This window comes from Streptomyces sp. NPDC002889 (assembly GCF_042888425.1).
In the GTDB taxonomy this organism is placed as follows: domain Bacteria; phylum Actinomycetota; class Actinomycetes; order Streptomycetales; family Streptomycetaceae; genus Streptomyces.
This window is the reverse complement of record NZ_JBIAPT010000038.1, coordinates 20,625-44,761: the sequence shown is the minus strand read 5'-3', so window position 1 is coordinate 44,761 and position 24,137 is coordinate 20,625. Positions and strand designations below refer to the sequence as shown.

Genomic DNA, 24,137 nt, shown 5'->3' with positions numbered 1-24,137 from the left:
AGGTGCGCGGGGCGGTCCTACGAGGCGTCGTCCACCGGTTCCACGACGAACACCGGGATCTTGCGGTCCGTCTTGTTCTGGTAGGCGGCGTAGTCGGGGTACGCGGCGACCGCGCGCTCCCACCACAGGGCCTTCTCGTCTCCGCTGACCTCCCGGGCGATCATGTCCTGGCGCACCGGGCCGTCCTGCAGTTCGACCCGGGGGTCGGCGACCACGTTGTGGTACCAGACGGGATGTTTCGGCGCGCCACCGAGCGACGCGACCACCGCGTAGCGGCCGTCGTGCTCCACCCGCATGAGCGGCGTCTTGCGGATCTTGCCGCTCTTGGCGCCACGGGTGGTCAGCACGATGACGGGCATGCCCCGCATCGTCGTCCCCTTGGTGCCGCCCGAGCTCTCGTACAGCTCGACCTGATCGCGCACCCACTTCTCGGTGCTCGGCTCGTACTCACCCTCGAGAGGCATGACATGCTCCCCATCGGTTGTCGGAGACGGTCATTCTAGGTTCGTTCACGGCCTGAGGCTGCCGACCACGTCGGCGGTGGCGGCGATGCCCTCCTGGATGCTCGGCGCCATGCTGGTGCCGGCGAGGAAGAAGCCGAGCAGGGCGCAGACCACCGCATGCGACATCTTCAGGCCGCCGTTACGCAGAAAGATCACTGCGAGTACGAGCAGGAACAGCACCAATGAGATCGAAATGGCCATCGCCAACCTCCTTTGCCGCGTCGGGAATGCGGCATTCGGCGGCCAGTGTCGCGTAGTTGAGGGCCCGTACGGCCGACTGGCGTGTCCGCCGTACGGGTGACTGTTCTCAGTGGTCGTGGACGCGCAGGAAGGTTTCGAGACCGGCGAGGTCGTCGGTGTTGAGGTGGTCGACTCCAGCGGCGAGCAGCTCGAGCCACAGCGCGTCACGTTCGGGTCCGGGCGCGTCGGGGGTGGCCCAGAAACGGACGCGCCGGCCGTCGGCGTGGGCGGTGTCGACGAGCGTGCGCAGCTTCTCGCGCTCGGCGGCCGGGAAGGGGCCGCTGCCGAGCCAGCTGAAACTCTGCGTCCAGTTGCTCGAGATCAGCGGAATGAAGGAAGCCGGTGCGGGTTCGGCGGCGGTCAGGTCGTCGAGGCGGCCGTCGTAGAACGCGTAGCGGACCGGCTGCGCCTCCATGGGAGCGCGGGCCGTGCGGTCGCCGGAGACGACCGCGGTCACTGCGCCGAGGCGGACGTGCCCGTACGCGTAGCCGCTCAGCATCCTCCGGTAGGAGCGCAGCTGACGGTCGAGTTCGAGGTAGGCGGCGACCCCGTCGGTCTTGATGTCGATCAGCAGCTGCACGGGACGCCGGTAACCGCGGTGAACGAGGCCGTGGTTGGCGCGAACCCGGGCGAGCAGCGGGTCGAGGTAGAGGGAGCGCAGGGTGCGGGTGGGGTCGAGGCCGGCCGGTTCATGGGCGACGAGCAGGTCCCCGTTCACCAGGAAGATGTCGGCCTCGACGCTGGTGAAACCGTGTGCCAGGGCGTTGTGCAGGGGCCGTTCGTGCAGATAGTCGTTGTGCGCGTGGGCCCGGCGCAGGGGCTGCGGGCGGGCACTGCGGTCGCTGCGCTCGGCGGCCTCGGCGTAGGCGGGCGCTGCGACTGCTCCGGCCAGCGCGGCGGCGAGGGTGGTGACGACTCTGCGACGGGTGGTCAGCACGATGGTGCCTCCGGGCTCTGCGGGTCGGGAGGGACATCGGCGAGTATCCGACGGGAGCGGCCCAAGGGGCAGGGCAGCGCGAAGAGTTCGGCCATCTGTCATGTGCCGGCGAACTGCGCACGGCACGTGTGGGGGTCGAGCACGACGCAGGCCGCCGCACTTTGTCGGTGCGGCGGCCTGCGGAGTGGTGAGTCGCTCGGCTACGGGGCCTGGAGGTCGACGAGACCCGCAAGCGTCTCCTTGTGGCGGCCGGGCGTACCCAGTGCGATCTCGGCGGACTTGGCGCGCTTGAGGTAGAGATGCGCGGGGTGTTCCCAGGTCATACCGATGCCGGCGTGCAACTGCACGCACTCCTCGGCCGCGTGCACCGCGACCCGGGAGCAGTAGGCCTGTGCGACGGAGACCAGCAGCGCGGCCTCCGCACTGCCGGTGGCCAGTGCGTCCGCGGCGGCGCGGGCGGCCGCGCGGGCCGAGACGACCTCGAGCCACAGCTGCGCCATCCGGTGCTTCAGCGCCTGGAAGGAGCCGATGGGACGGTTGAACTGATGGCGTTCACGGGTGTACCGCACCGTCTCGTCCAGGCACCATTCGGCGACACCCAGTTGCTCGGAGGCGAGCAGACCGGCACCGGCGAGCAGACCGCGGCGTACGGCAGCCTCGCCCGCCTCCGCGTCCGCGAGCCGGACGGCGCCCGTGAAGGCGCCCGGTGAGATCGCGGCGAGCGGCCGGGTCAGATCGAACGCGGTCTGCGGCTCCACCGTGATCCGTGAGGTCTCCACCGCGTACAGTCCGTCGGACTTCAGCACCAGGAGTACATCGGCGGTCACCGCGTCCGCGACGCCGGTGATCCGGTCGGCGTCGACGGGCAGCGGGCCGTCCGCGCAGGCGGAGAGCGGGACGGCGAGCACGGCGGTACGGCGGCCGGCAGCCAGCGCGTCGAGCAGTGCTGCGACGTCGTCCGTCTCGGTGTTGAGTGCGAGCAGCGTCTCGGTCGCGATGACGGAGCTGGTGAGGTACGGCACCGGGACGACGCTGCGGCCCAGTTCCTCCAGCACGACGGCGGCCTCGCGGTGGCTCGCGCCCTGGCCGCCCAGCTTCTCGGGCACCAGGAGACCCGCGGCGCCGACCTCGGCGGCGAGGGACGTCCACAGTTCGGGGTCGTACGGCGTGCCGCTCTCGATCCGGCCCCCGACCAGGACGGCCGGGTCGGCGCGTGCGGTGAGCAGCGAGCGTACGGCGGCCCGCAGATCGGTCTCGTCCTCGGAATACAGCAGATCAGTCATCGCGCGAGATCCTTCCAGGCGATGTCCTTGTCGCTGCGCGGCTCGGCGGGCAGGCCGAGAACGCGCTCCGCGACGATGTTCAGCAGCACTTCGTTGGTGCCGCCTTCGATGGAGTTGCCCTTGGAGCGCAGATAGCGGTAGCCGGCCTCACGTCCGGTGAAGTCGACGAAATCGGGCCGGCGCAGGGTCCAGTCGTCGTACAACAGCCCTTCCTCGCCGAGGAGTTCGACCTCCAGGCCACTGATCTCCTGGTTGAGGCGGGCAAAGGCGAGCTTCATGCCGCTGCCCTCGGGGCCGGGCTGACCCGCGACGAGCTGCTGGCGCAGCCGTTCTCCGGCGAGCCGGGCGACCTCCGCCTCGACCCACAGCGTCAGGAGCCGCTGGTGGAGATCGTGGGTGCGCAGGTCGGGGCGCTCACGCCAGGTCTCGGCGATCGGGCCGATCATGCCGCCCTCGCGCGGCAGGCGCATGCCGCCGATCGAGACGCGTTCGTTCATCAGGGTGGTCTGGGCAACCCTCCAGCCCTCGCCGACCTCGCCGAGCCGGTGTGCGTCGGGGATACGCACATCGGTCAGGAAGACCTCGTTGAACTCCGCCTCGCCGGTGATCTGCCGCAGCGGCCGGACCTCGACACCGGGGTCGGTCATATCGCAGATGAAGTAGGTGATGCCCTGGTGCTTGGGCAGGTCGGGGTCGGTGCGTGCGATGAGGATCGCCCAGCGCGCCACATGGGCGCTGGAGGTCCACACCTTCTGCCCGTTCACGATCCAGTCGTCGCCGTCGCGCACTGCCCGGGTGCCCAGCGCCGCGAGGTCGGAGCCGGCACCGGGCTCGCTGAAGAGCTGGCACCACACCTCGTCGCCGACCCACAGGGGCTTGAGGAAGCGCTGCTTCAGGTCGTCGGAGCCGTACTGGAGGATCGTCGGCGCCGCCATACCGAGGCCGATGCCGAGACGGCTCGGATCGTTGTCGGGCGCGCCCGCGGCGGCGAGCTCGGCATCCACGACGGCCTGCAGGGAGCGCGCGGCGCCGAGACCGCCGAGGCCCTCGGGGTAGTGCACCCAGGCAAGTCCTGCGTCGAAGCGGGCCTTGAGGAAGTCGCTCCGGTCGGTCTCGGCCGGCGGGTGAGCTGCGAGCAACTCCTGGGTACGGCTGCGCAGTTCGGCGGCGTCCGTCATCGGGTCACCTCCTTGGGAAGAACGACGAGGCGCCCTGTGGTCGTGCCGTCGGCGACGCGCTGAACGGCGCCGGCCGCGTCCTTGAAGGCGACGCGCTCGCTGATGTGGGGCTTGATCAGGCCCTTCGCCGCGTACGCGGTGAGCGTCTCGTGGCAGCGCAGGATCGAGGCCGGGTCCTTCACGGCGTACAGACCCCAGTGCAGGCCCATGATCGAGTAGTTCTTGACCAGCGCGTGGTTGAGCGCGGGGGCGGGGATGTCGCCGCTGGCGAAGCCGACGATGACGATACGTCCCTCGAAGGCCACGCATTTGGCGGACTTGGTGTAGGCGTCGCCGCCCACCGGGTCGTAGATGACGTCTGCGCCGCGTCCGCCGGTCGCCTCCTTCACGGCGGCGACGATGTCGTCGCTGCGCCGGTCGATGACGACGTCGCAGCCGAGCTCGCGCGCCACGGCAGCCTTCTCGGCGCCGCCGACGACACCGATGACCGTGGCTCCGGCCGCCTTGCCGAGCTGGACGGCCGCACTGCCGACGCCGCCGGCCGCGGCGTGGACGAGGAGTGTCTCGCCCTCCTTGAGGCCGGCGCGGCGGTGCAGTCCGAACCAGCCGGTCTGGTAGCCGATGTGCATTGCGGCCGCTTCGGCGTCGTCGAGGGCCTCGGGTGCGGGCAGCAGGGCGGCGGTGTCCGCCACGATGTACTCGGCGAGGCCGCCGTGCGGCAGGGCGGGGTTGGCGATCACCCGGCGGCCGTCCTCGGTCTCGCCGCAGATCTCCACGCCAGGGGTGAAGGGCAGGGGCGGGCGGACCTGGTACTGGCCGCGGCACAGCAACGCGTCGGGGAAATTGATGTTCGCGGCCAGGACCTTGATCAGCGCCTGCCCCTCGCCCGGCGTGGGCCGGTCCACCTCTTCGAGCCGCATCACCTCGCTCGGCTCACCGTTCCGGTGCACTCGCCATGCCTGCATTTCAGGGCCTCCACAAACCGTAGGCGGTACTCGCTCCGCGCATACTAAGCGGTCGCTTGCCATCCGGGAAGACCCCTCACCCGCGCCCGGCCATCGCCCGCACGCGCGTCCCCTCCCCTGCGGACCGACCGGACTCGGCGACGCCACCGGCGCGTCGCCCGTGGGCCCGAATGCACGGCACCCTTGTGTCGGACTCAGCGGCCGAACAGTTCGAAGGTGACGGCGGGCCGGCCGCCGAAGCGCGCAGCCGCGCCCTGGGCCATGCCCGTCAGGAACCGGCGGCAGTACTCCTCGGGCGCCTGGTCCGTCAGTGCCTCGATATAGGTGCGGTGTGCCAGCAGAGAGCGTACGGAGCGTTCGAGGCCGGGGCTCGCGTCGACGGCGTGGGTGGGGTTGCTCGATCCGGCGACCGCCACCCATCGCACGCCGTTCCACGGCTCGAGGCCCTGATCGGAGATGAGTTCGGGGAAGATCCAGCGGTTTCCGGCGTCGCCGGCGGCGTCCAGTGTCGCCCGGCCCACCGCACGGTGGTCCGGTGTGTTCCAGGCCGTGCCGCCCCAGGTGTCCCGGTGGTTGAGCGTGATCACCAGCTCCGGGCGGTGCCGGCGGATGGCGGCCGCGATGTCCCGGCGCAGCCCGGTCCCGTACTCGATCACACCGTCCTCGTGGTCCAGGAACTCCACCGTGGAGACGCCGACGACCGCCGCGCTCGCCAATTGCTCGCGCTCGCGCAGCGGCGCACAGTCGGTCGGGGTGATGGTGTCGATGCCCGCCTCGCCCCGGCTGGCGAGGACGTAGACGACCTCCCGCCCGCCGTCGGTCCAGTGCGCGACGGCGGCGGCGCATCCGTACTCGAGGTCGTCCGGGTGCGCGACCACGGCCAGCGCGCGCTGCCAGTCGGCGGGCATCTCGTCGAGCTGTTCGGGCAGGTGGTCGCTCGCGTGATCGGTCATACGCGCAGGATACGTTCCCTGATCACCTGTCAGACCTCGCCCCGGGCAAGGGAAAGCAGCCGGTCGAGCACCCGCGGCCCGCCTGCGCGCACCCCGTCGTGCTCGTACTCGTCGGTGACCCAGGTGCGCAGACCGCGGACCGCGCGTGCCGTCTGCAGCGAGTGGGCGGTGTCGACGTACATGTCGTCGTGATACACGGCCGCCGCGACAGGCACCTGGTTGGCGGCCAGCGGGGCGGGGTCGTACAGCGGCGCCCAGTCGGTGCGGGCCGCCAGGATTTCAGCGCTCTCGCCCAGCGGGCGCAGGGCGGGGTCGACCTCGAAGTGCCAGGGGTGGATCGTCTCACCGGTGAACAGCAGCGGGCCGTCGCCCGACAGGGCCGCTGCCGCGTCGAACTGCGGGAACTCGGCCCGCACCCGCTCCGCCGCCCACCCCGTCGGCCTGCCGCCCTGGGCGTAGATCGCCTCGTGCAGCAATGCGTACAGCGGATGCCCGGCGAAGGAGAGGGTCGCGTGTACGGACTCCTGGAAGGCGTCGGAGAGCTGGTGGCCCGAGCCGGTGCGCACAAAGGCGTCCTCGAGCAGATAGTGCAGCCGGTGGGTGCCCTCCTCACCTCCGAGCAGAATCCCGAGGGACTGGAACGCCTCGGGGGTGAGCACATAGCCGCCGGGCAGAACGGTCTTGTGCTCCGCGAGGTGCACGGCGATGCGCCGTGCACGCTCCACGTCCTGCGGATAGCGGTCGTAGTGGGCCTCGACCTTGCGCTGGATGCGGGGGTAGGCGGCCCGGTAGACGTCGTCGGCGTGGGCGTCGAGGGAAGGCAGGCCGCCCGCGATCAGGACGGTGCGCAGTCCTTCCGGGGCGGCCACCAGATAGTGGGTGGCACAGAACCCGCCGAAGCTCTGGCCGAGTACGGTCCAGGGGGCACCGCCGGTGAGTTGCGGCCGGATCACCTCGCAGTCGCGCACGATGCTGTCGGTGCGGAAGAGCGCGAGCCGGTCGGCCTGGGCCTGCGACGCGCCCCACTGCGGCAGCGTCTGGCGGTTGAGCGGCGTGGAGCGGCCGGTGCCCCGCTGGTCCAGCAGCAGTACGCGGTACTCCTGCACCGCCCGCCCCAGCCAGGCCTGCCTGCCGACGAACCGCCGGGCGCCATGGCCCGGGCCGCCCTCGAGATAGACCAGCCACGGCAGGTCCGCACCCGCCCGGCTCGCGCCGACGACCTCGCGCCCGTACAGCTCGATCTGTTCCCCGGCCGGGTTCCGGTGGTCGAGCGGGACGGTGAAACGACGGTCGGTGAGGACGACTCCCGGCTGGCGGTAGCTGCTCAATGATGCTCCTGCTGCTGTTCCTGTGCGCCCCCGCCCGCCCAGTGGATCACAGTCGGGGGACGGGGACGCATCAGGGCCCGGCGCGCAGGCTCATCCCGCGGGAAACCGGTAGGCGTCCGGATCCGGTCGCGGACCGGACGCCGGCGGGCTTGAACGCGTCCGCGGCCCAGGCGCCGGGAGGCACCCGCGCGGGCGCCGGTCAGCAGGCCCCGGGCACGCCGAGCCGGCCACCCGGGCACACGGGCCGGCCGGCGCGTACCGTGGGCGGGTGGGCGAGACATGGGAGCCCGGCCGCGCCGGAGTGCTGCGGCTGCCGTCCGGGCGGCTGGTGAGGGGGCGGGCGCTGCGTGGCCCCGTTCCGGCGGGGGCGACGCCCGGCTTCGCCGTGCATCTGCTCGGCAGGCGGCCCCCGGACGTCCCCTGGGAAGCACGGTGGCTGCGGTGGCCCGACTTCCGGCTGCCCGCGGACCGGGCCGAGGCCCGCGAGGTGCTCGGCGAGGCATGGGAGCGGGCCGGGGCCGAGCGGGTCGAGTTCGCCTGCGGGGGCGGCCGTGGACGGACCGGAACCGCGCTCGCGTGTCTGGCCGTGCTCGACGGGGTACCCGCCGAGCGCGCGGTGGAGTTCGTACGCCGGCACTACGACTGTCACGCCGTGGAGACCCCCTGGCAGCGGCGGTACGTACGCCACTTCGCCGACTGACGTCCGCCGCCCCCGACCCCTGGAGTCGCACGTGTGCGGTGATCGGCGACCGCGTTGATCTTCTTGCTCTCCTCCCCCGATGCACCAAAGGCGGTTTTCATGGCCCTGTTCGACCTGCCCCTCGAGGAACTGCGCGGCTATCGCAGCCTGTCCGCCGAGCCCGCGGACTTCGACGCCTTCTGGACCAAGACGCTGGACGACGCCCGCGAACACGACCTTGACGCGCGTTTCGAGCGGGTGGACAGTGCACTGGCCTCGGTCCAGGTGCACGATGTGACGTTCGCGGGCTTCGGCGGCCACCCCGTGAAGGGCTGGCTGGTACTCCCCGCGGGCACTCGTGAACAGGTGCCGGTAGTGGTCGAGTTCCTCGGCTACGGTGGCGGCCGCGGGCTGCCCCACACACATCTGCTGTGGGCGTCGGCCGGCTTCGCGCACTTCGTCATGGACACCCGCGGCCAGGGCAGCGGTTGGGCGAACGGCGACACGGCCGATCCGGTGGGCAGCGCTCCCGCCGTCCCCGGCTATTTGACCCGGGGTATCGAGGACCCGCACGAGTTCTACTACCGACGGGTGTTCACCGACGCGGTCCGCGCCGTCGAAGCGGCTCGTGCGCATCCGCTGACGGACGCGTCGCGCACTGCGGCGGTGGGGATGAGCCAGGGCGGCGGCGTCGCGCTCGCGGTCGGCGGCCTGGTACCCGATCTGGTGGCGATCGCCCCGGATGTGCCGTTCATGTGCGACTTCCCGCGCGCCACGACCTTCACCGACCGGCCTCCGTACCGGGAGGTGGGTGACTACCTGAGGACGCACCGGGGGCGGACGGAGCAGGCGGCTCGCACCCTGGCGTACTTCGACGGGGTGCACTTCGCGGCGCGCGGGCGGGCGCCGGCGCTCTTCTCGGCGGCGATGGAGGACCAGACCTGTCCGCCGTCGACGGTGTTCGCCGCGTTCAACGCATACGCCCACGAGGACAAGCAGATCGAGGTGTACGACTTCAACGACCACGAGGGCGGGGGGCCGTTCCAGGAGGCAGTCCAACTGCGCTGGCTGCCCGGTCGACTGACTGCCTGACACGTCCCCGGCTACGGGGCCGGCCCTGACCCTGCCGTGGGTCGCGCCCGGGATCCCCGGAGAATGCGCTTGCCGGTGATGCGCTCGGCACGGCGAAGGGGCGGCCGTGGTGAACCGGAGCGACGCTTGCTCCTCTCTGCGACGGTCGGACCAGCCCCCTCTCGGAGTGTCGCGGCCGCGCGTCGACGAGTGGCGGGTCGCGGAGGAACCGCTCGGAGGCGATCCACGCTCAGCGAGGATGCCCATGCCACACATGGCGGCCCGGGGCCTGCAACCCAGTGCCAGGACGCCCCCGCCGGGGCGCTCGGGGGCGGGCTCGCTCTCGACGCACCCTGCGCGTGAAACGGACATAATTGGGCAGAGCGGTCAAGGAGGGGTAATCACTCACGGAGAAACAGAGGCGAACCACCATGTCGAAGAAGCAGCGCGAGCCCTCGGACGACGAGAGCACAAGCCGGTTCAAAGGATCTGACCAGCATGGATGGTCACCCGACCTGAACGAGTCGAGCCAGGACAATCCCAGCGCGCGCCGCTCGTTCCATCCCGAAACCGATGCACCAGGGCCGGTGAAGAGCCGCCGCTCCTCCCAGGGGGAGAAGGACGCCTCGGCCGCCGGTACGCCGGTGGAGAGCGACAGCCGCCGGGGCGAGGAGTACAGCGACAAGTCCAAGGAACCGGGCCACCACGACAAGGGTCGCCGCGGACGGTCCCAACGTCCCAGCGGATCCAAGGACAGCTCGGCTTTCACCGGCGTGGACCCGCAGGACCCACCGACCGAACACTCGGGACGCTGAGTGACCACTGAGCGCACAGAGCTTCGGAGGACCGACATGGGCGAACGCCCGAACGGCGCATGGAGCGGCCGGCGCCTGTTGGGGATCTATCTCAATGATCATTTGGCTGGGGCGACCGGTGGCGTGGAGTTGGTGCGCCGCATCGCACGGGTCCATCGCGACGCCCCCTTCGGGCCGGTACTGGCCGAGCTGGCCGACGAGGTGGCGCAGGACAGGGCCACGCTGGTGCGCTTGATGAGGCAGTTGGACGTGCCCCCGCAGCGCGTCAAGGTCTGCCTCGGCTGGCTCGGCGAGAAGGCAGGCCGGATGAAATTCAACAGCCGCCTCGTGTCCCGTTCGCCGCTCAGCGACGTGCTGGAGCTGGAGATGATGCGCCTGGGCGTCGAAGGCAAGACATCGGGCTGGCGCACGCTGCGTGCTCTGGCCGACACCGACGAACGCCTCGATGCCGAACTGCTGGACGAACTGCTGGGGCGGGCGGAGCGGCAGGCGGAGATCCTCGAGACGCTGCGAACGTCCCGGTCCATCGACGTCTTCACGGCGTGACGAGAACGCGGGCATTCCGTCCTCGCCCGTTGTCGCGGTGATGGCGGTCGTTCTGCCTGGTGCCATGCGCTGGGAGCGGTCGCGTAGAACCGCAGATCACGGCGTGCTGCCCCCAGCTGGAAGCGGGACGCCCGGCCCGCGGTCGTGTTGTGGGGCCGGGCCGGCACCATGTGTCAGCGGGCGCTCACGCGTGGCGCCCGGACCCGGCCGGCTGAACAGCTCGCGACCAGCGCATCGGCAGTCGCGAGACGCGGTGCACATCGGCGTTCCGCCGCTCGTGCCATGAGGCTGCTCGGGCGGCGGGACCCTCGGTCGCGTCGTACGGCAAACAATGCCGGCCGTTCAGCAGATGCGGGGCAGCTGCTCCCCGATCGGCATGTCGACCACACGTGTGCCCCCGAGCCCTGTGCGGGCCACCACCATGCCGGGGTGCGCCTCCACCGCCTCGCCGATGATCGCCGCCTCCCTGCCCAGGGGGTGCGAGCGCATGGCCGCTAGGACCGCGTCGGCCTGCTCACGGGGTACGAACGCGACGAGTTTGCCCTCGTTCGCGACGTACATTGGGTCCAGCCCGAGCACGGCGCAGGCGTTGGCGACGGCCGCAGGCACCGGAACACCGCGCTCCTGGACGACGACCCCCGCCCCCGAGGCCGCTGCGATCTCGTTGAGCGCGGCGGCCAGCCCGCCCCGTGTCGGGTCGCGCAGCACATGCAGGTCATGGGTGACGGCGAGCATCGACTCCACCAGGCCGCCGAGTGCGGCGCAGTCGCTCTCGATCTCCACGCCGAACTCCAGGCCCTCGCGCACGCTCATGATCGCGACGCCGTGGACGCCGATCGGGCCGCTGACGATGACGACGTCGCCGGGTACGACGCGCTGCGGGCGCAGATCGACGCCTGGCGGGATGAGCCCGATGGCAGAGGTGTTGATGAAGATGCCGTCGCCATGGCCCGCCTCCACGACCTTGGTGTCGCCGGTCGCCACCTCGACTCCTGCGCAGCGGGCCGCCGCACCGAGCGCCTCTGCCACGCGCGATACGACGGCCAGCTCGACCCCTTCTTCGAGGATGAATCCGCAGGACATGTAAGCGGCTCTGGCACCGCTCATCGCAAGGTCGTTGACCGTGCCGTTGACCGCGAGGTCGCCGATGCTGCCGCCCGGGAAGAAGAGGGGCCTGACCACGAACGAGTCGGTGGAGAAGGCCAGTCGCGCACCGCCCAGCTCGACGGCGGCGGAGTCACCCATCTGCGCCAGTGCCGCCCCGCCGAAGGCGGGCGCGAACACGTGCTGGACCAGTTCGGCGGACATCGCCCCGCCACCGCCGTGGCCCATGACCACGCGGGACTGGTCACGCAGCGGGGCCGGGCACGTCCAGGCCATCACGTCCGGTGTGCCGGACGCCGGGAGCACGCTGTCGCCGCGCCGCGGCGCGCGGATGGTCTCAGACAACGGGAGCCCCTTCCAGGGAAGCGGTCTTCAGGTCCAGGTCCAGCCGCCGGTAGAGGTAGTAGGCGGCGCAGGCTCCCTCGCTGGAGACCATGGTGGCTCCGAGCGGGTTACGCGGTGTGCAGGTGGTGCCGAAGGCTTCGCACTCATGGGGTTTCAGCAAGCCCTGAAGGACCTCGCCGCTGCGGCACTCGGCCGGTTCGCGGGTGTTGATGCCCGTGACGGAGAAGCGGAACTCGGCGTCGTACTCCCGGTAGCGGGAGGACAGCCGCCATCCGCTGTCGGGAATCACGCCGATGCCTCGCCAGGCGCGGTCGGTGACCTCGAAGACGTCCGCCAGCATGGCCTGTGCCGCGGGGTTCCCCTCCGGCCGGACGGCGCGCGGGTAGGCGTTGTCGACGGTGTGCTCACCGCGCTCCAGCTGCTGGACCGTCCGACGTACGCCCTCCAGGATGTCCAGGGGCTCGAATCCCGTCACCACGATGGGCACGCGGAACCGCTCGGCGAGTTCGGGGTACTCGCCCACGCCCATGACACTGCACACATGCCCGGCGGCGAGGAATGCCTGCACCCGGCAGCTCGGCGACTGCATGATCGCCTCGATGGCCGGGGGAACCCGTACATGGGACACCAGCAGGCTGAAGTTCGAGAGGCCCAGCTTGCGCGCCTGATACACCGTCATGGCATTGGGAGGCGCAGTGGTCTCGAACCCGATACCGAAGAAGACGACCTGACGGTCCGGATTCTGCTGGGCGACGCGCAGCGCATCGAGCGGTGAGTAGACGACCCGCACATCGCCGCCCTCCCCGCGCACCTGGAAGAGATCGCGACCGGTTCCGGGGACACGGAGCATGTCCCCGAAGGAGCAGAAGATCACTTCGGGGCGGGAGGCGATGTCGAGTGCCTTGTCGATGACCTCAAGCGGGGTGACGCATACCGGGCAGCCCGGACCGTGAATCAACTCGACTTCGTCCGGCAGGAGTTGGTCGATGCCGTGGCGGATGATGGTGTGGGTCTGGCCGCCGCAGACCTCCATCAGCGACCACGGCCGGGTCACGGTGGCCCGGATGTCGTCGAGCAGTCGCCGGGCCAGCGCCGGGTCCTGGAATTCCTCGATGTACTTCAACGCTTCGCCTCCTGCACCGCGGTGCCGTCCTCGGCGCCGGCGGGCTGTTCCGTTCGTCCGTTCGCTTCGGTCGCGGCCAGTTCCCACGGGTCGCCGAACTCTTCCTGGAGGATGCCGAGGTTCTCGAACAGCTCCAGCGTCTTGCGGGCCGACTCCTCGTCCAGGCGTTGCAGGGCGAACCCGACGTGGACGATGGCGTATTCACCGACCTGCAGGTCCGGCAGATACTCCAGGCACACCTCCTTGACCACACCGCCGAAGTCGACGGTGGCCATCCGGGTGCCGTCCCGGTCCTCAATGCCCAGCACCTTGCCGGGTACCGCAAGGCACATGCGTTTCTCCTCGCTGTCGTGATGGGTCGTCGCGCGCGTGCTGTGTCGCGTCCTGTTGGGCGTCTGTCGTCATCCGTCCTCGGCCGCGACCTGACGGGCGGCCACGACGAGTTGGCCGAGCGCCAGCCCTCCGTCGTTCGGGGGGATCCGGTGGTGGCGCAACACGGTGAAGCCGTCCTGGCGCAGCGCTTTCGCGCATGCCGAGGAGAGCAGCGCGTTGGCGAACACTCCCCCGGTCAGGGCCACGGTCTGCAGACCGTGCTGCTCGCGGGCCGTGACGCAGGCTGCGCGCACAAGGTGTGCGACCGCGGTGTGGAAGCGCGCTGCGACGACGGCTCGCGGGGTGTCCGCGCGTACGTCGTCGACCACTTCTGCCAGGAGGGACGACGACTCGGCGGTCAGGGCGGCGCCGCTGCCGGGTACCGGCCGACGCAGTGTGAAGGCGTAACCGCTGCCGTCCGTTCCGCTGTCCGTCGTTGCGGCGGCTTCGAGTTCGATGGCGGCCTGCGCCTCGTATCCGGCCCGGTGGCATACGCCGGCGAGAGAGGAGACGGCATCGAAGAGCCGGCCCATGCTGGAGGTGGGGACGCAGTTCAGGTTTCGCTCCAACTGCTGTTCCAGCAAATGCAGTTCATCGGGCGGGCAGGCCTTCACGCACGGCAGATCACCGGACCAGTCGATGCCCGCCGCTCGCAGATGCGCGAGGGCCATGCGGTACGGACGCTGTACGGCCGCGTCGCCGCCGGGCAGCGGGGCGTACGCGAGATGCGCGTACCGGCTGAATCCGTCGTAGTCCGCCAGCAGGAACTCCCCGCCCCACACCGCGCCGTCGTCGCCGTAGCCGGTGCCGTCGAAGGCGACGCCGATCACCGGCGCGCTGCCGTCCAGACCGTGCTCGGCCATGGTGGCCGCGACATGTGCGTGATGGTGCTGCACACGCACGACGGGCCTGCCCCCGCTGTTGCGCACCGCCCACTTCCCGGAGCGGTAGCCGGGGTGGCGGTCGGCCGCCAGCAGGCCGGGGCGTACTCCGGTGATGGCCTCCAACTGCTCCTCGGCACACGCGAAGGCGTGCTGGGTGGCGAGGTCGTCCATGTCGCCGACATGGGCGGACAGCCATGCCTTGCGACCGCTGCCGAGGCAGAAGGTGTTCTTGAGATCGCCTCCGGCGGCGAGAGCCGGTTCCACGGACACCGGCAGAGTGAGCGGCAGCGGAGCGTAGCCGCGTGAGCGGCGCAGTGTCAGCGGTTCCCCGTCGCAGACCCGCACCACCGAGTCGTCGCACGGCACGTGGATGGGGCGGTCGTGCAACAGCCAGGCGTCGACCAGTTGGGCCAGCCGGTCCAGTGCCTCGGTGTCGTCGGTGACGATCGGCTCACCGGCGAGGTTGCCGCTGGTCATGACGAGGAGCCGGGGCGCGGCCTGCTCGTCGCCGGGGAGCCCGAGCAGCAGATGATGCAGCGGGGTGTAGGGGAGCATGACGCCGAGGTCGGGGCTGCCCGGAGCGACCGCTTCCGAGGGGCGGGGCGCACCCGGTCGCGCGAGTGGTTCGGCGCGGCGGCGCAGCAGCACGATGGGCCGTACGCTGCCCGTCAGCAACTCCCGTTCCGCGTCGTCCACATGGACGAGGTGGTCGACGTCGGCGATGTCCCTCGCCATCAGCGCGAACGGCTTGTCACCGCGGGCCTTGCGGCGGCGCAGCAGGGCGACCGCCGCGGAGTTCGTCGCGTCGCAGGCGAGGTGGTAGCCGCCGAGTCCCTTGACGGCGAGGATCGCTCCCTCGGACAGCAGCGCGCGGGCCTCGGCGACCGGATCCGCGCCGTTCGGACCGCCCAGGGTCCGGTCGTCGGGCCGGGCCGCGATCACCTGCCGGGGCCGTAGCCCCGGGGCCACTTGCGCCACGACCAGCCGCAGCCGGGGCCCGCAGAAGGGGCAGGCGACCGGCTGCGCGTGAAAGCGCCGATCGGCCGGATCGGCGTACTCCCGTGCGCAGTCGGCGCACATGGGGAAGTCGGCCATCGTCGTGTGGTCGCGGTCGTAGGGCAGGCCCGTGACGATGGTGAAGCGCGGCCCGCAGTGCGTACAGGTGATGAAGGGGTGCCGGTGGCGCCGGTCTGCCGGGTCGGCGAGCTCCGCGAGACAGTCCGAGCAGGTGGCCGTGTCCGGGGAGACCAGCGTGCGGACGGGCCCGTCCGTACGGGAGGCGATGATGGTGAAGCCGTTGCCTCCTGTGACGGGAACCTCGTGGTCGTGGACCGACTCCACCAGGGCCAGCGGCGGCGCCTCCTCGGCGAGGCGTGCACAGAACCGGGCCACGTCGAGCCGCGCGCCTTCGACCTCGGCGACGACCCCGTCCCCCGTGTTGGTGACGTGCCCTGTCAGGTCCAGCCCGGTGGCGAGGGTGTACACATAGGGCCGGAACCCGACGCCCTGCACCACCCCCCGCACAGTGACCCGACGCCGCTGCACGCTTCCCACGGCGACACGGCCCGGCGGTGTGGAGATCACGCGTGGGCCCGCGCCATGACCGGCGCGTGGACGGCGGTGCCCTCGGCCGCCGCACGTGCCCGGTCGAGCAGGGCCCCGGCACCCTGCCCCGTACGCACGGAGGTGAGGAGCACGTCCACCCCGGGGTTGACCTGCTGCACATGGCGGCGGAAGGCGGCCTCGTCGAATCCGACGGCCTCTGCGATGTCGGTCTTGGTGACCACGACGAGGTGCGCGAGGCCGAAGGCCGTCGGGTACTTCAGGGGCTTGTCCTCGCCCTCGGTGACCGAGGCGAGGACGACCCTGAGCGACTCGCCGAGATCGTAGGAGGCCGGGCAGACGAGGTTGCCGACGTTCTCCACGAACAGCAGCCGGGTGTCCTCGGGGAGCCAGCCGTCCAGGTGGCCGGCCAGCATCCCGGCTTCCAGATGGCACAGCCCGTCGGTGAGCACCTGCTTGACCGGAACACCGGACCTCGCCAGGCGTACGGCGTCGTTCTCGGTGGCCAGATCGGCCGTCAGGGCGGCGACGCGCACGCCCCGCTCCCGCGCCAGCAGCAGTTCGCCCTCGAGGAGGGCGGTCTTCCCGCTGCCGGGGCTCGACAGGAGATTGACGATCATGGTGCCGCGGGCGGCCAGTTCGGAGCGCAACGTGTGCGCTGTCGCGTCGTTCTTGGCGAGCACCGCCTGCTGCAGATCGACCACTCGGCACATGGGTCAGCTCTCCTCGGAGATGGGTTCGCGGATGTCTGCGTCCGCCCGGTCGGCGTTCCACTCCACGGCGGTGATCCGCAGTTCACGGCCCGCGATCAGCTCTGCGGTCGCCTCTCCGCACCCCGGGCAGCACAGCTGCGGAGGCATGCCGACCGCCCAGTCGCCCGCGCACGACTCGCAGCGGGCACGACCGGGGACGGATTCCGCGATCAGCTCTGCACCGTGCAGAACGGTGCCGGCACAGGCCAGTTCGAAGCAGAAGGTGAGCGAGTCCGCGACCACTCCCGCCAGTTCACCGACCTGGAGCCGTACGGTCTTGACCGTGGTGGCGCCGTGGGAGCGTGCCGCTTCCTCCACCTGGTCGACGACGGCCAGCGCGATGGACATCTCGTGCATCGGTCTCCGTCCTGCGCTGTGGTCGGCCCGTTCGGCCCCATTACAGGGCGGCGCCACGGGCCCGGCGCACCGGCACGCCGACACGACGCGGTTGCGTCCGCCGTTCGGTGCAGCCACAGCCACCGGGTGGCCGCACCGGCGCGGCAGACGCCCTCGTCACATCTTGCGGATGCGCAGATAGCGCTTGATGTCGGGCAGGATGCCCTTGACCAGGGCCGCCATGGCGGTGGCAGCGGCAGCGCCGCCGATGATGCTCTTCTTCATGGTCGTTCTCCTCATCTCACGAGTTCGTGCCGGACAAGATCCGTGACCATACGCACGGCCTCCGGCAGCACGCTTGCCACCTGGGGACTGAGACCGATGCCCTCCTCCACGCTGGCGGGTTCGCATCCCACCACCAGGGTGCGGCGCGGCGGGGTGCCGCCGGTGCCGGCGCACAGGGTGTCCAGCAGGGCCAGGACGGCGTCGGGCGACATCCCGTGACCGTCGAGCGGCGTGCTCTGCGGTGCGGCACTGTCCGGGGCCCCGGCATCGATCAGATACAGCGTTCCGGGCTCACCGCCGCGCGCGGTGGCGTCGACCAGGACGAGCGTGTCGTACCCGTCGAGGAGTTGATACGCGAGGTGGACGCCCCGGACGCCGATGTCCACCACCTCGACATGGTCCGGCAGTTGCTGCTCCCTCAGCCGGCGCACCGTCTCGACGCCGAATCCGTCGTCCGAGAGAAAGATGTTGCCGATACCGGCGACCAGGGTCCGGGCACGGCCCTGTACGGGGCTGCTCATGCCTCCTCCACCTCCTCCACGGGCTGGACCTCGTCGGGCTGGAAGTACAGGAAGCGGCCCTGTTCACGGCGAATGTCGGCGCCCGGATCGCTGTCGACGGTCACCGCGAGGTGCATTCCCCCGTCCACGTCGTGGATTACGGCCTCGACCAGCGCGCTGCGGCCGTGCAGGAACAGATCCTGGGCATCGCTGCGGCGCAGGCCCGGTCGCAGCAGCACCCTGCTGCCGGCGCGTACCGGCGTTGCGCCGACGAGCACTTCGTCACGCTCCGGGTCGACGGCGGTATCGGAGCCCGGATCCCACCAGGGGGTCTCGGGCCGGGCTGTGCCGTGCTCGTCGAAGGGACGGTCGCCTCCGGTGACCTCCCGCAGGGAGCGCACGGCACCGTGCAGGCGCTCCAGGACCTCGGGGGGCATCGAGTCGGCCAGGTCGATCACTGCGGCGGCCCGTGCGTCCGTCCCCCGGGCCTCACGCTTCTCCTCGTCGGTGAGGGCCGCGGTGCGCAGGGCGAGGATCTCGTCGATCTCGGTGGAGTCGTAGAGGGCCCCGGGGCTCTCCGGCGCGATGGCCGGGTGGTCCTCCAGGATGATCGGGGACGACAGCACCAGGTCGGCGCGGCCGGGCTCACCCGCGAGGACCGGCCAGGTGTGCAGGTTCCGGCAGGATCGGACCGCTGCCTTCGCCCATTCCGGCGGGTCCGTCATGGACAGGAACGAGCCGGCGCTGAGGCACAGCAGCAGGTGAGCGGCGACGAGGGAGTGCGGCAGGGCGGCGTCGCGGTCGCCACCGGGCTGGGGCAGCCAGGCGCTGGTGTTCTCCACGACGGCGGTCAGCCGCATCGCCCGGTAGGGGCCCGCGAGTTCCTCGGTACGCAGGCGTACCGCGCCGCAGAGCTCCTCGCGGCGGCGGACGAGCCGCCCCACCACAGCGCCGGTGTCGTCCATGACCGGCTCGGTCTCCTCGCCCGCGGGCCGGCTGAACGTGACGGTGAGCCCGTCCCCGCCCAACTCGGCCACAGGCACGGACACTTCGACTCGTTCCTCCACGCCTTCGTCCCAGGGCACCAGGACACGGTCGGCGAGGTGCAGTTCGGGCACGGTCTCGAAGGCGTCGTTCGCGCGGGCCTGTTGTACGGTCCGCCGCTGTGCCTGCAGGAAACGCACCTCGACCGCGAGCACCGCGTCGTGCTTCGGTTCCATCAGGACTTCGGTGTGCTGGAAGTCGTGCTCGGAGCCGTCGGCGGTCCAGGCGGGCGGCACGAGTACGCCGAACTGCCAGCGCAGCCGGTTCTTTGCGGCCGAAGCCCGGTACGGGTAGAGGACGTAGCCCTCGAACAGGACGGCGTCGGCCACCTGCCGTGCGAAGGCGAGCCTTGCTTCCGTCTCCGGCAGGAACGTGGCGGTCGTCATCGTGCCGTCGTCCTCTCGTCCGCCGGTACCGCTTGCGCAGTCAGCAGTTCTCGTACGGTCGCCTCCCAGGACGGCAGGGCCCGGCGGGAGCGGTAGGCGAGCAGGGCGTCCATGGTGTCGCGGGGCAGCCGGATCCAGCCGCATCCGGGGAAATGCTGCTCGAGCATCTCCTGCCAGACCTTGACCGGCATCCGGCAGGACGCCTCGCGGTCCCAGGGCACCGGCTCGACGCGGAACCCGCCGGCTCCGGTGAAGGCGGTGCCGGAGAACAGCATGAGCAGGGGGACTTCGCCGTCGGACAGCGCCTGGAGGTAGCGGGTCGCGGCGATGTCCATGTCATAGGTGCAGGGCACGACGAGGTCCGTCTCGGTTTCCCCGGTGAAGCCGGGGACCGTGAGCGAGACCTGTGCGAACTGCACCGGGTGGACGGTGCTGCCCCAGCGTGAGCGCTCCCCGAACAGGTCGGCGAGCCCGTCGGCTTCGGCTTTGTCGTATCCACGCCGCGCCGGTTCGATACGGATCTGGCAGCGCAGCGCCAGCGCGTGCACCTGGGCCTGGTCCGAGGCGGTGATGCGCAGCCGGAAGACGAGGGTCGGCCCGGCGGCGTACGGGTCGGCGCGTACGCCCGTGCAGGTGAAACCGAGTTCGGTCATGGCCGGCTCCCCTGCGGTGTGCGGGCCCGTCGCCGGACGTCGTCGAAGAACGCCTCGAGGTCGGCGCGGGCCTCGGCGCCGCCGTCGAAGCCCTGCCACAGCAGACGCATCCGGCCCACCAGCGAGTAGCAGATGTCGATCGGCACCAGATAGCACTCGGTGCGTTCGTTGGTGCGGCGCACCAACAGGGCTTCCACGTCGGGTTCGAGCTCGTCGGCGAGCAGGGTCGCCCTCAGCACGGACTGCCGGACCGAGGGCTCGACCTCGCTCTCGGTCGCCCCGGCCGGGCTGGGGTAGAGCGCGACCAGCCGGCCGAGGGCGGCGTTGTGGAAGAAGAAGGCGACGCCGACCGGGATCTGGAGGAGTTCCCAGGCACCGTCGTCGAGCCGGTGGTCGGGGTCGGCCAGGTAGCGGTCGGGGACCGCCCGGAAGCGGGCGCGGGAGGCGCCCGGTCGTGCCATCAGCTGCGCGCACGGAGAGCAGGCGCACGCCAGCGCGCGCTTCTCGGTGTCGACCAAATGCCGGTGGCCGTCTTCGGGCACCGGCACACCGCACAGTTCGCACCGCTCCTGCTGCGGTGGGCGAGGCATGGTGAACCGCCGCAGGCCGCGCCGTCCTTGGACGGCGCGGCCTTCCGGCCGGGCCTGTGGCGCGCTCATCGCGCCGTGACCGACGACGTGCGGGCGGTGGGCGGGCGGGTCCCGATCTGGAGCAGGGCCGCCTCACGTGCGCCGCCCGCGCCCTGGAGTTCCACCCCGGACACCTCGGGGGCGAAGCAGGCCAGCGCATCGACGGCGGCCTGCCGGGCCGCCTCCTGGGTGCTCGGGCAGCCACAGCCCCCGGACCCGGTGGCCTTCAGACGCAGTACCCCCGTGGCTTCGTCGAACCCGGCCTTCTCGACACCGAGGCCGGCAAGGGTGTCCATGGCACGGTCGATACGGGTCATGAGGTCCTCGGGGTGCAGGTCGTGCAGCGCCAGCAGGCTCGCCACGAGCTGGTCGCCGAGCAGGCCGCCGAGCGGGTCGGCCCCAGGACCCGGGTGCGTGGAGCGGCGCAGCAGATCCACGGTTCTCGCGAGCCCGGCGCCGTAGAAGTCCATCAGGACCCGCACCAGCTCCTCGGCGGCCGCGCAGGCCTGCTCGTCGCCGGAGGCGGCGAGATGGTCGAGGATCTCTTCGACGCGTCGGCCGGCCTGTTCCGCGGTTACGGGCCGTGCCGCGGCACCGGACCGTGCCGTTGCGGTGTGCACTGCCGCGCTCATCCCGCCAGGCCGCTCAGGCCGGTGGGCACATGCATCGTCTTCACCGTCTTGCCCCCGCCCACGTACATGTGGACGCCGCACGGCAGGCACGGGTCGAAGCTGCGGACCGTCCGCATGATGTCGATGCCCTTGAAGTTCTCGGGCGAGTTCTCCTCGAAGATCGGGGTGTTCTGCACGGCGTCCTCGTAAGGGCCCGGCGTGCCGAAGGTGTCCCGTGTACTGGCGTTCCACGGAGTCGGCGGGTACGGGTGGTAGTTGGCGATCTTGCCGTCCCGGATGACCATGTGGTGCGAGAGGACGCCGCGCACCGCCTCGGTGAACCCACAGCCGATGGACTCGTCCGGCACCTCGAACTTCTCCCAGGTCTGGCTGCGTCCGGCGCGTACCTCCTCGAGGCCCAACTCCGCGCAGTGCAGGGCGATGGCCGCCGCGTACGCCTGGAAGTAGGTGCGGGCCCGGTTGCGCTCCAGCGCGTTGCTCCACCGGGGGATCTTCCACTCGAACGTGGTCTCGGGCTTGGTCATCGTCCGGGGCAGGTTGATGACGACGCTGTTGCCGGTGGCCTTGACATAGCCGACGTCGACGAGCCCGGACAGGGCCGTGGACCACAGCCGGGCGATGGGGCCGCCGCCGGTGTCGAGTGCCAGATGGTCCTTGCCGTCGAACCAGCGGGGAGACATCACCCAGCTGTACTTGTCACTGAAGTCCCGCTTCTGGGGCGCGGGAATGGTGTGCTGGTTCCAGGGGTGGCGCGGGTCGACGGGATTGCCGAGCGGATCGTGCGTGACGAACTGCTCCATGCCCTCCCAGTCCTCGTAGTACGAGCCGCCGAGCAGGATCCGGATGCCGAGGTTGATCTCTGTGAGGTCGTTGGTGACGAGCTTGCCGTCGACGACGATGCCCGGGGTGACGAACATCCGCCGGCCCCAGTCGGTCATGTTGGCGTAGGTGAAGTCGCAGTACTCGGGGTCGTTGAGCGCTCCCCAGCAGCCCAGCAGTACGCGGCGGCGGCCGACCTCCTCGTACCCGGGCAGCGCCTCGTAGAAGAAGTCGAAGAGGTCGTCGTGCAGCGGGACGACGCGCTTCATGAACTCCACATAGCGCATGAGGCGGGTCATGTAGTCCGTGAACAGCTGGACGGAGGCGATCGTGCCCACGCCGCCCGGGTAGAGCGTGGAGGGATGAACATGGCGGCCCTCCATCAGGCAGAACATCTCCCGGGTATAGCGGCTGACCTGGAGTGCCTCACGGTAGAACTCGCCCTCCAGCGGGTTCAGCGAGCGCATGATGTCGGCGATCGTGCGGTAGCCGTGGTCCGCGGCGTGGGGTGCTTCGGTGCGTTCCGCGAGTTCCAGGACTCCGGGGTTGGTCTCGCGGACCATTTTCTCGCAGTAGTCGACCCCCACCAGGTTCTCCTGGAAGATGTTGTGGTCGAACATGTACTCGGCGGACTCGCCGAGGTTGATGATGTATTCGCCGAGGTGAGGCGGCTTCACGCCGTAGGCCATGTTCTGCGCGTACACCGAACAGGTGGCGTGATTGTCGCCGCAGATTCCACAGATGCGGCTGGTGATGAAGTGCGCGTCGCGCGGGTCCTTTCCGCGCATGAAGACGCTGTAGCCGCGGAAGACCGACGAGGTGCTGTAGCACTCCGCGACGCGCTTCTGCTTGAAGTCGATCTTTGTGTGGATGCCGAGGCTGCCCACGATCCGGGTGATCGGATCCCAGGCCATCTCCACCAGGCCGCTCCCGTCGGGGGCCGCCTTCGTCGTCGGTGCCATGGTCTGTCGTGCCCTTCGTCAAGGTCTTCACGGGGGAGGTCGAATCGTCAGGCAGGGGCCCCGGGTCGCCAGGTCGTGACCGGGTGCGCCCGGGGCCGGGTCAGGGGCGGTTCACGCGGTTCACCACGGGGCGCGGTATCCGGTGGTGATCTTTTCGCCCGTGTGCCGCCACTTCGGCTCCTGGTCCACGGTCTTGGCCGTGATCGACCGGAGCTTGCGGATGACGGAGCCGTACAGGCCGCTGGCCGTGCTGGAGAGCTTCGCGCCAGGCGGTTCGTCCATGAACGGCATGAACTTGTCGGGGAAGCCGGGCATGGTGCAGGCGATGCAGATGCCGCCCACGTTCGGACAGCCGCCGATGCCGTTCATCCATCCCCGCTTGGGCACATTGCACTTCACCACGGGACCCCAGCAACCGAGCTTGACCAGGCATTTGGGCGAGTCGTACATCTCGGCGAACTCGCCCTGCTCGTAGTAGCCGGCCCGGTCGCAGCCCTCGTGCACGGTCGCGGCGAACAGCCAGGCAGGCCGGAGCTTGTCGTCCAGCGGGATCATCGGGGCCGACCCCGCGGCCTGGTAGAGCAGATAGGTCAGCGTCTCCGAGAAGTTGTCGGGCTGGATCGGGCAGCCGGGCACACACACGATGGGAATACCGGCCTTGGACTTCCAGTCCCAGCCCAGATAGTCGGGTACGCCCATGGCGCCGGTCGGGTTGCCGGCCATGGCGTGGATGCCGCCGTACGTGGCGCAGGTACCGATCGCGACAACGGCCAAAGCCTTCGGCGCCAGCCGGTCGATCCACTCGCTGGTCGTGATCGGCTGGCCGGTCTCGGGGTTGTCACCGAAACCGCACCAGTACCCCTCCTGCTTGATCGACTCGTTGGGGACGGAACCCTCGACGACCAGCACGAAGGGGTCGATCTCGCCGCGCTCACCCTTGAAGAACCATTCGATGAACGTGTCGGCACCACCGACCGGGCCGCATTCGAAGTCGATGAGCGGCCAGTGCACGGCGACCTTCGGCAGGCCGGGGAGCGCACCGAGCACGATTTCCTCGATGCTCGGCTGCATGGCGGCCGTCAGGGCGACCGAGTCGCCGTCGCAACTCAGTCCCGCGTTGATCCAGAGAATGTGGATCGGGGCCTGGTCCGCGGCTGCCTCGCCGGAAGATTCCCCGGTGTCGACCGCGTTCGGCGTTGCTGCTTGCATGAGGAGGCCTCCTGGGGCACTCGAGCGACAAACCCCCGAAA

General features: G+C 70.5%; 26 protein-coding genes. 4 read left to right on the top strand and 22 right to left on the bottom strand.

Going from position 1 to position 24,137, the window contains the following annotated elements; genetic code table 11:
• Nucleotides 1–17 precede the first annotated feature (17 nt).
• From ACFYWI_RS36060 to ACFYWI_RS36025, 8 genes are all read right to left on the bottom strand, one after another.
• Entirely contained in the window at nt 18–464 is a 447-nt protein-coding gene (locus tag ACFYWI_RS36060) for a nitroreductase family deazaflavin-dependent oxidoreductase (protein WP_389240015.1), read from the bottom strand.
• Between the two features lie 45 nt (nt 465–509).
• Nucleotides 510–704 (bottom strand): hypothetical protein, encoded by a 195-nt coding sequence (locus ACFYWI_RS36055; protein WP_389240014.1) that lies wholly within the window; start codon nt 702–704, stop codon nt 510–512.
• Nucleotides 705–810: 106 nt separating this feature from the next.
• A complete protein-coding gene (locus ACFYWI_RS36050; RefSeq protein WP_389240027.1) occupies nt 811–1,683 on the bottom strand; it encodes a phosphatidylinositol-specific phospholipase C/glycerophosphodiester phosphodiesterase family protein in 873 nt (290 codons plus the stop codon).
• Nucleotides 1,684–1,880: 197 nt separating this feature from the next.
• A complete protein-coding gene (locus ACFYWI_RS36045) occupies nt 1,881–2,963 on the bottom strand; it encodes an acyl-CoA dehydrogenase family protein (RefSeq protein ID WP_389240013.1) in 1,083 nt (360 codons plus the stop codon).
• Nucleotides 2,960–4,141: an acyl-CoA dehydrogenase family protein gene (locus ACFYWI_RS36040; RefSeq protein ID WP_389240012.1), complete on the bottom strand. Its 1,182-nt coding sequence runs from the start codon at nt 4,139–4,141 to the stop codon at nt 2,960–2,962. Before ACFYWI_RS36040 ends, ACFYWI_RS36045 begins: the two co-directional genes overlap by 4 nt.
• Entirely contained in the window at nt 4,138–5,106 is a 969-nt protein-coding gene (locus ACFYWI_RS36035) for an NADPH:quinone oxidoreductase family protein (protein WP_389240011.1), read from the bottom strand. Before ACFYWI_RS36035 ends, ACFYWI_RS36040 begins: the two co-directional genes overlap by 4 nt.
• Nucleotides 5,107–5,300: 194 nt before the next feature.
• Nucleotides 5,301–6,059 carry a PIG-L deacetylase family protein gene (locus tag ACFYWI_RS36030; RefSeq protein WP_389240010.1) on the bottom strand — a complete coding sequence of 253 codons (759 nt, stop codon included), beginning with the start codon at nt 6,057–6,059 and terminating at the stop codon, nt 5,301–5,303.
• A 29-nt stretch (nt 6,060–6,088) separates the two neighbouring features.
• Nucleotides 6,089–7,387 (bottom strand): alpha/beta fold hydrolase, encoded by a 1,299-nt coding sequence (locus tag ACFYWI_RS36025; RefSeq protein WP_389240009.1) that lies wholly within the window; start codon nt 7,385–7,387, stop codon nt 6,089–6,091.
• A 268-nt stretch (nt 7,388–7,655) separates the two neighbouring features.
• Between ACFYWI_RS36025 and ACFYWI_RS36020 the strand changes: the two genes are divergently transcribed.
• The 4 genes from ACFYWI_RS36020 to ACFYWI_RS36005 all read left to right on the top strand — a co-directional run bounded on the left by ACFYWI_RS36020 (nt 7,656) and on the right by ACFYWI_RS36005 (nt 10,498).
• Nucleotides 7,656–8,087 carry a protein phosphatase gene (locus ACFYWI_RS36020; protein ID WP_389240008.1) on the top strand — a complete coding sequence of 144 codons (432 nt, stop codon included), beginning with the start codon at nt 7,656–7,658 and terminating at the stop codon, nt 8,085–8,087.
• A 99-nt stretch (nt 8,088–8,186) separates the two neighbouring features.
• Nucleotides 8,187–9,158 (top strand): acetylxylan esterase, encoded by a 972-nt coding sequence (locus ACFYWI_RS36015; RefSeq protein ID WP_389240007.1) that lies wholly within the window; start codon nt 8,187–8,189, stop codon nt 9,156–9,158.
• A gap of 410 nt (nt 9,159–9,568) precedes the next feature.
• A complete protein-coding gene (locus ACFYWI_RS36010) occupies nt 9,569–9,952 on the top strand; it encodes a hypothetical protein (protein WP_389240006.1) in 384 nt (127 codons plus the stop codon).
• Nucleotides 9,953–9,988: 36 nt separating this feature from the next.
• On the top strand, nt 9,989–10,498 hold the full coding sequence (locus ACFYWI_RS36005) for a hypothetical protein (RefSeq protein ID WP_389240005.1): 510 nt from the start codon (nt 9,989–9,991) through the stop codon (nt 10,496–10,498).
• 342 nt (nt 10,499–10,840) lie between these two features.
• Here ACFYWI_RS36005 and hypE read toward each other — a convergent pair whose 3' ends face one another.
• The 14 genes from hypE to ACFYWI_RS35935 form a co-directional block, all read right to left on the bottom strand.
• Nucleotides 10,841–11,878, bottom strand: coding sequence for a hydrogenase expression/formation protein HypE (gene hypE / locus ACFYWI_RS36000; protein ID WP_389240026.1), 1,038 nt, complete (start codon nt 11,876–11,878; stop codon nt 10,841–10,843).
• A gap of 61 nt (nt 11,879–11,939) precedes the next feature.
• Nucleotides 11,940–13,070: a hydrogenase formation protein HypD gene (gene hypD / locus ACFYWI_RS35995; protein ID WP_389240004.1), complete on the bottom strand. Its 1,131-nt coding sequence runs from the start codon at nt 13,068–13,070 to the stop codon at nt 11,940–11,942.
• Entirely contained in the window at nt 13,067–13,402 is a 336-nt protein-coding gene (locus ACFYWI_RS35990) for a HypC/HybG/HupF family hydrogenase formation chaperone (protein WP_389240003.1), read from the bottom strand. Before ACFYWI_RS35990 ends, hypD begins: the two co-directional genes overlap by 4 nt.
• 69 nt (nt 13,403–13,471) lie before the next feature.
• Entirely contained in the window at nt 13,472–15,907 is a 2,436-nt protein-coding gene (hypF, locus tag ACFYWI_RS35985; RefSeq protein WP_389240025.1) for a carbamoyltransferase HypF, read from the bottom strand.
• Nucleotides 15,907–16,602, bottom strand: a complete 696-nt coding sequence (gene hypB / locus ACFYWI_RS35980) for a hydrogenase nickel incorporation protein HypB (protein ID WP_389240002.1) — start codon at nt 16,600–16,602, stop codon at nt 15,907–15,909. Before hypB ends, hypF begins: the two co-directional genes overlap by 1 nt.
• A gap of 3 nt (nt 16,603–16,605) precedes the next feature.
• Entirely contained in the window at nt 16,606–16,998 is a 393-nt protein-coding gene (hypA, locus tag ACFYWI_RS35975) for a hydrogenase maturation nickel metallochaperone HypA (RefSeq protein WP_389240001.1), read from the bottom strand.
• Between the two features lie 156 nt (nt 16,999–17,154).
• On the bottom strand, nt 17,155–17,262 hold the full coding sequence (locus ACFYWI_RS35970; protein WP_389240000.1) for a DUF6893 family small protein: 108 nt from the start codon (nt 17,260–17,262) through the stop codon (nt 17,155–17,157).
• 11 nt (nt 17,263–17,273) lie between these two features.
• A complete protein-coding gene (locus ACFYWI_RS35965) occupies nt 17,274–17,783 on the bottom strand; it encodes a hydrogenase maturation protease (RefSeq protein ID WP_389239999.1) in 510 nt (169 codons plus the stop codon).
• Complete coding sequence (locus ACFYWI_RS35960; RefSeq protein ID WP_389239998.1) at nt 17,780–19,192, bottom strand: hypothetical protein; 1,413 nt, start codon at nt 19,190–19,192, stop codon at nt 17,780–17,782. The genes ACFYWI_RS35965 and ACFYWI_RS35960 overlap by 4 nt, the downstream gene beginning before the upstream one ends.
• A complete protein-coding gene (locus ACFYWI_RS35955; protein WP_389239997.1) occupies nt 19,189–19,845 on the bottom strand; it encodes a DUF6084 family protein in 657 nt (218 codons plus the stop codon). Before ACFYWI_RS35955 ends, ACFYWI_RS35960 begins: the two co-directional genes overlap by 4 nt.
• Complete coding sequence (locus ACFYWI_RS35950) at nt 19,842–20,504, bottom strand: DUF5947 family protein (protein WP_389239996.1); 663 nt, start codon at nt 20,502–20,504, stop codon at nt 19,842–19,844. Before ACFYWI_RS35950 ends, ACFYWI_RS35955 begins: the two co-directional genes overlap by 4 nt.
• Nucleotides 20,501–21,106 (bottom strand): hypothetical protein, encoded by a 606-nt coding sequence (locus ACFYWI_RS35945; protein WP_389239995.1) that lies wholly within the window; start codon nt 21,104–21,106, stop codon nt 20,501–20,503. The genes ACFYWI_RS35950 and ACFYWI_RS35945 overlap by 4 nt, the downstream gene beginning before the upstream one ends.
• Nucleotides 21,103–22,887: a nickel-dependent hydrogenase large subunit gene (locus ACFYWI_RS35940; protein ID WP_389239994.1), complete on the bottom strand. Its 1,785-nt coding sequence runs from the start codon at nt 22,885–22,887 to the stop codon at nt 21,103–21,105. Before ACFYWI_RS35940 ends, ACFYWI_RS35945 begins: the two co-directional genes overlap by 4 nt.
• Before the next feature lie 120 nt (nt 22,888–23,007).
• Nucleotides 23,008–24,096 carry a hydrogenase expression protein HypE gene (locus tag ACFYWI_RS35935; RefSeq protein ID WP_389239993.1) on the bottom strand — a complete coding sequence of 363 codons (1,089 nt, stop codon included), beginning with the start codon at nt 24,094–24,096 and terminating at the stop codon, nt 23,008–23,010.
• Nucleotides 24,097–24,137: the final 41 nt, after the last annotated feature.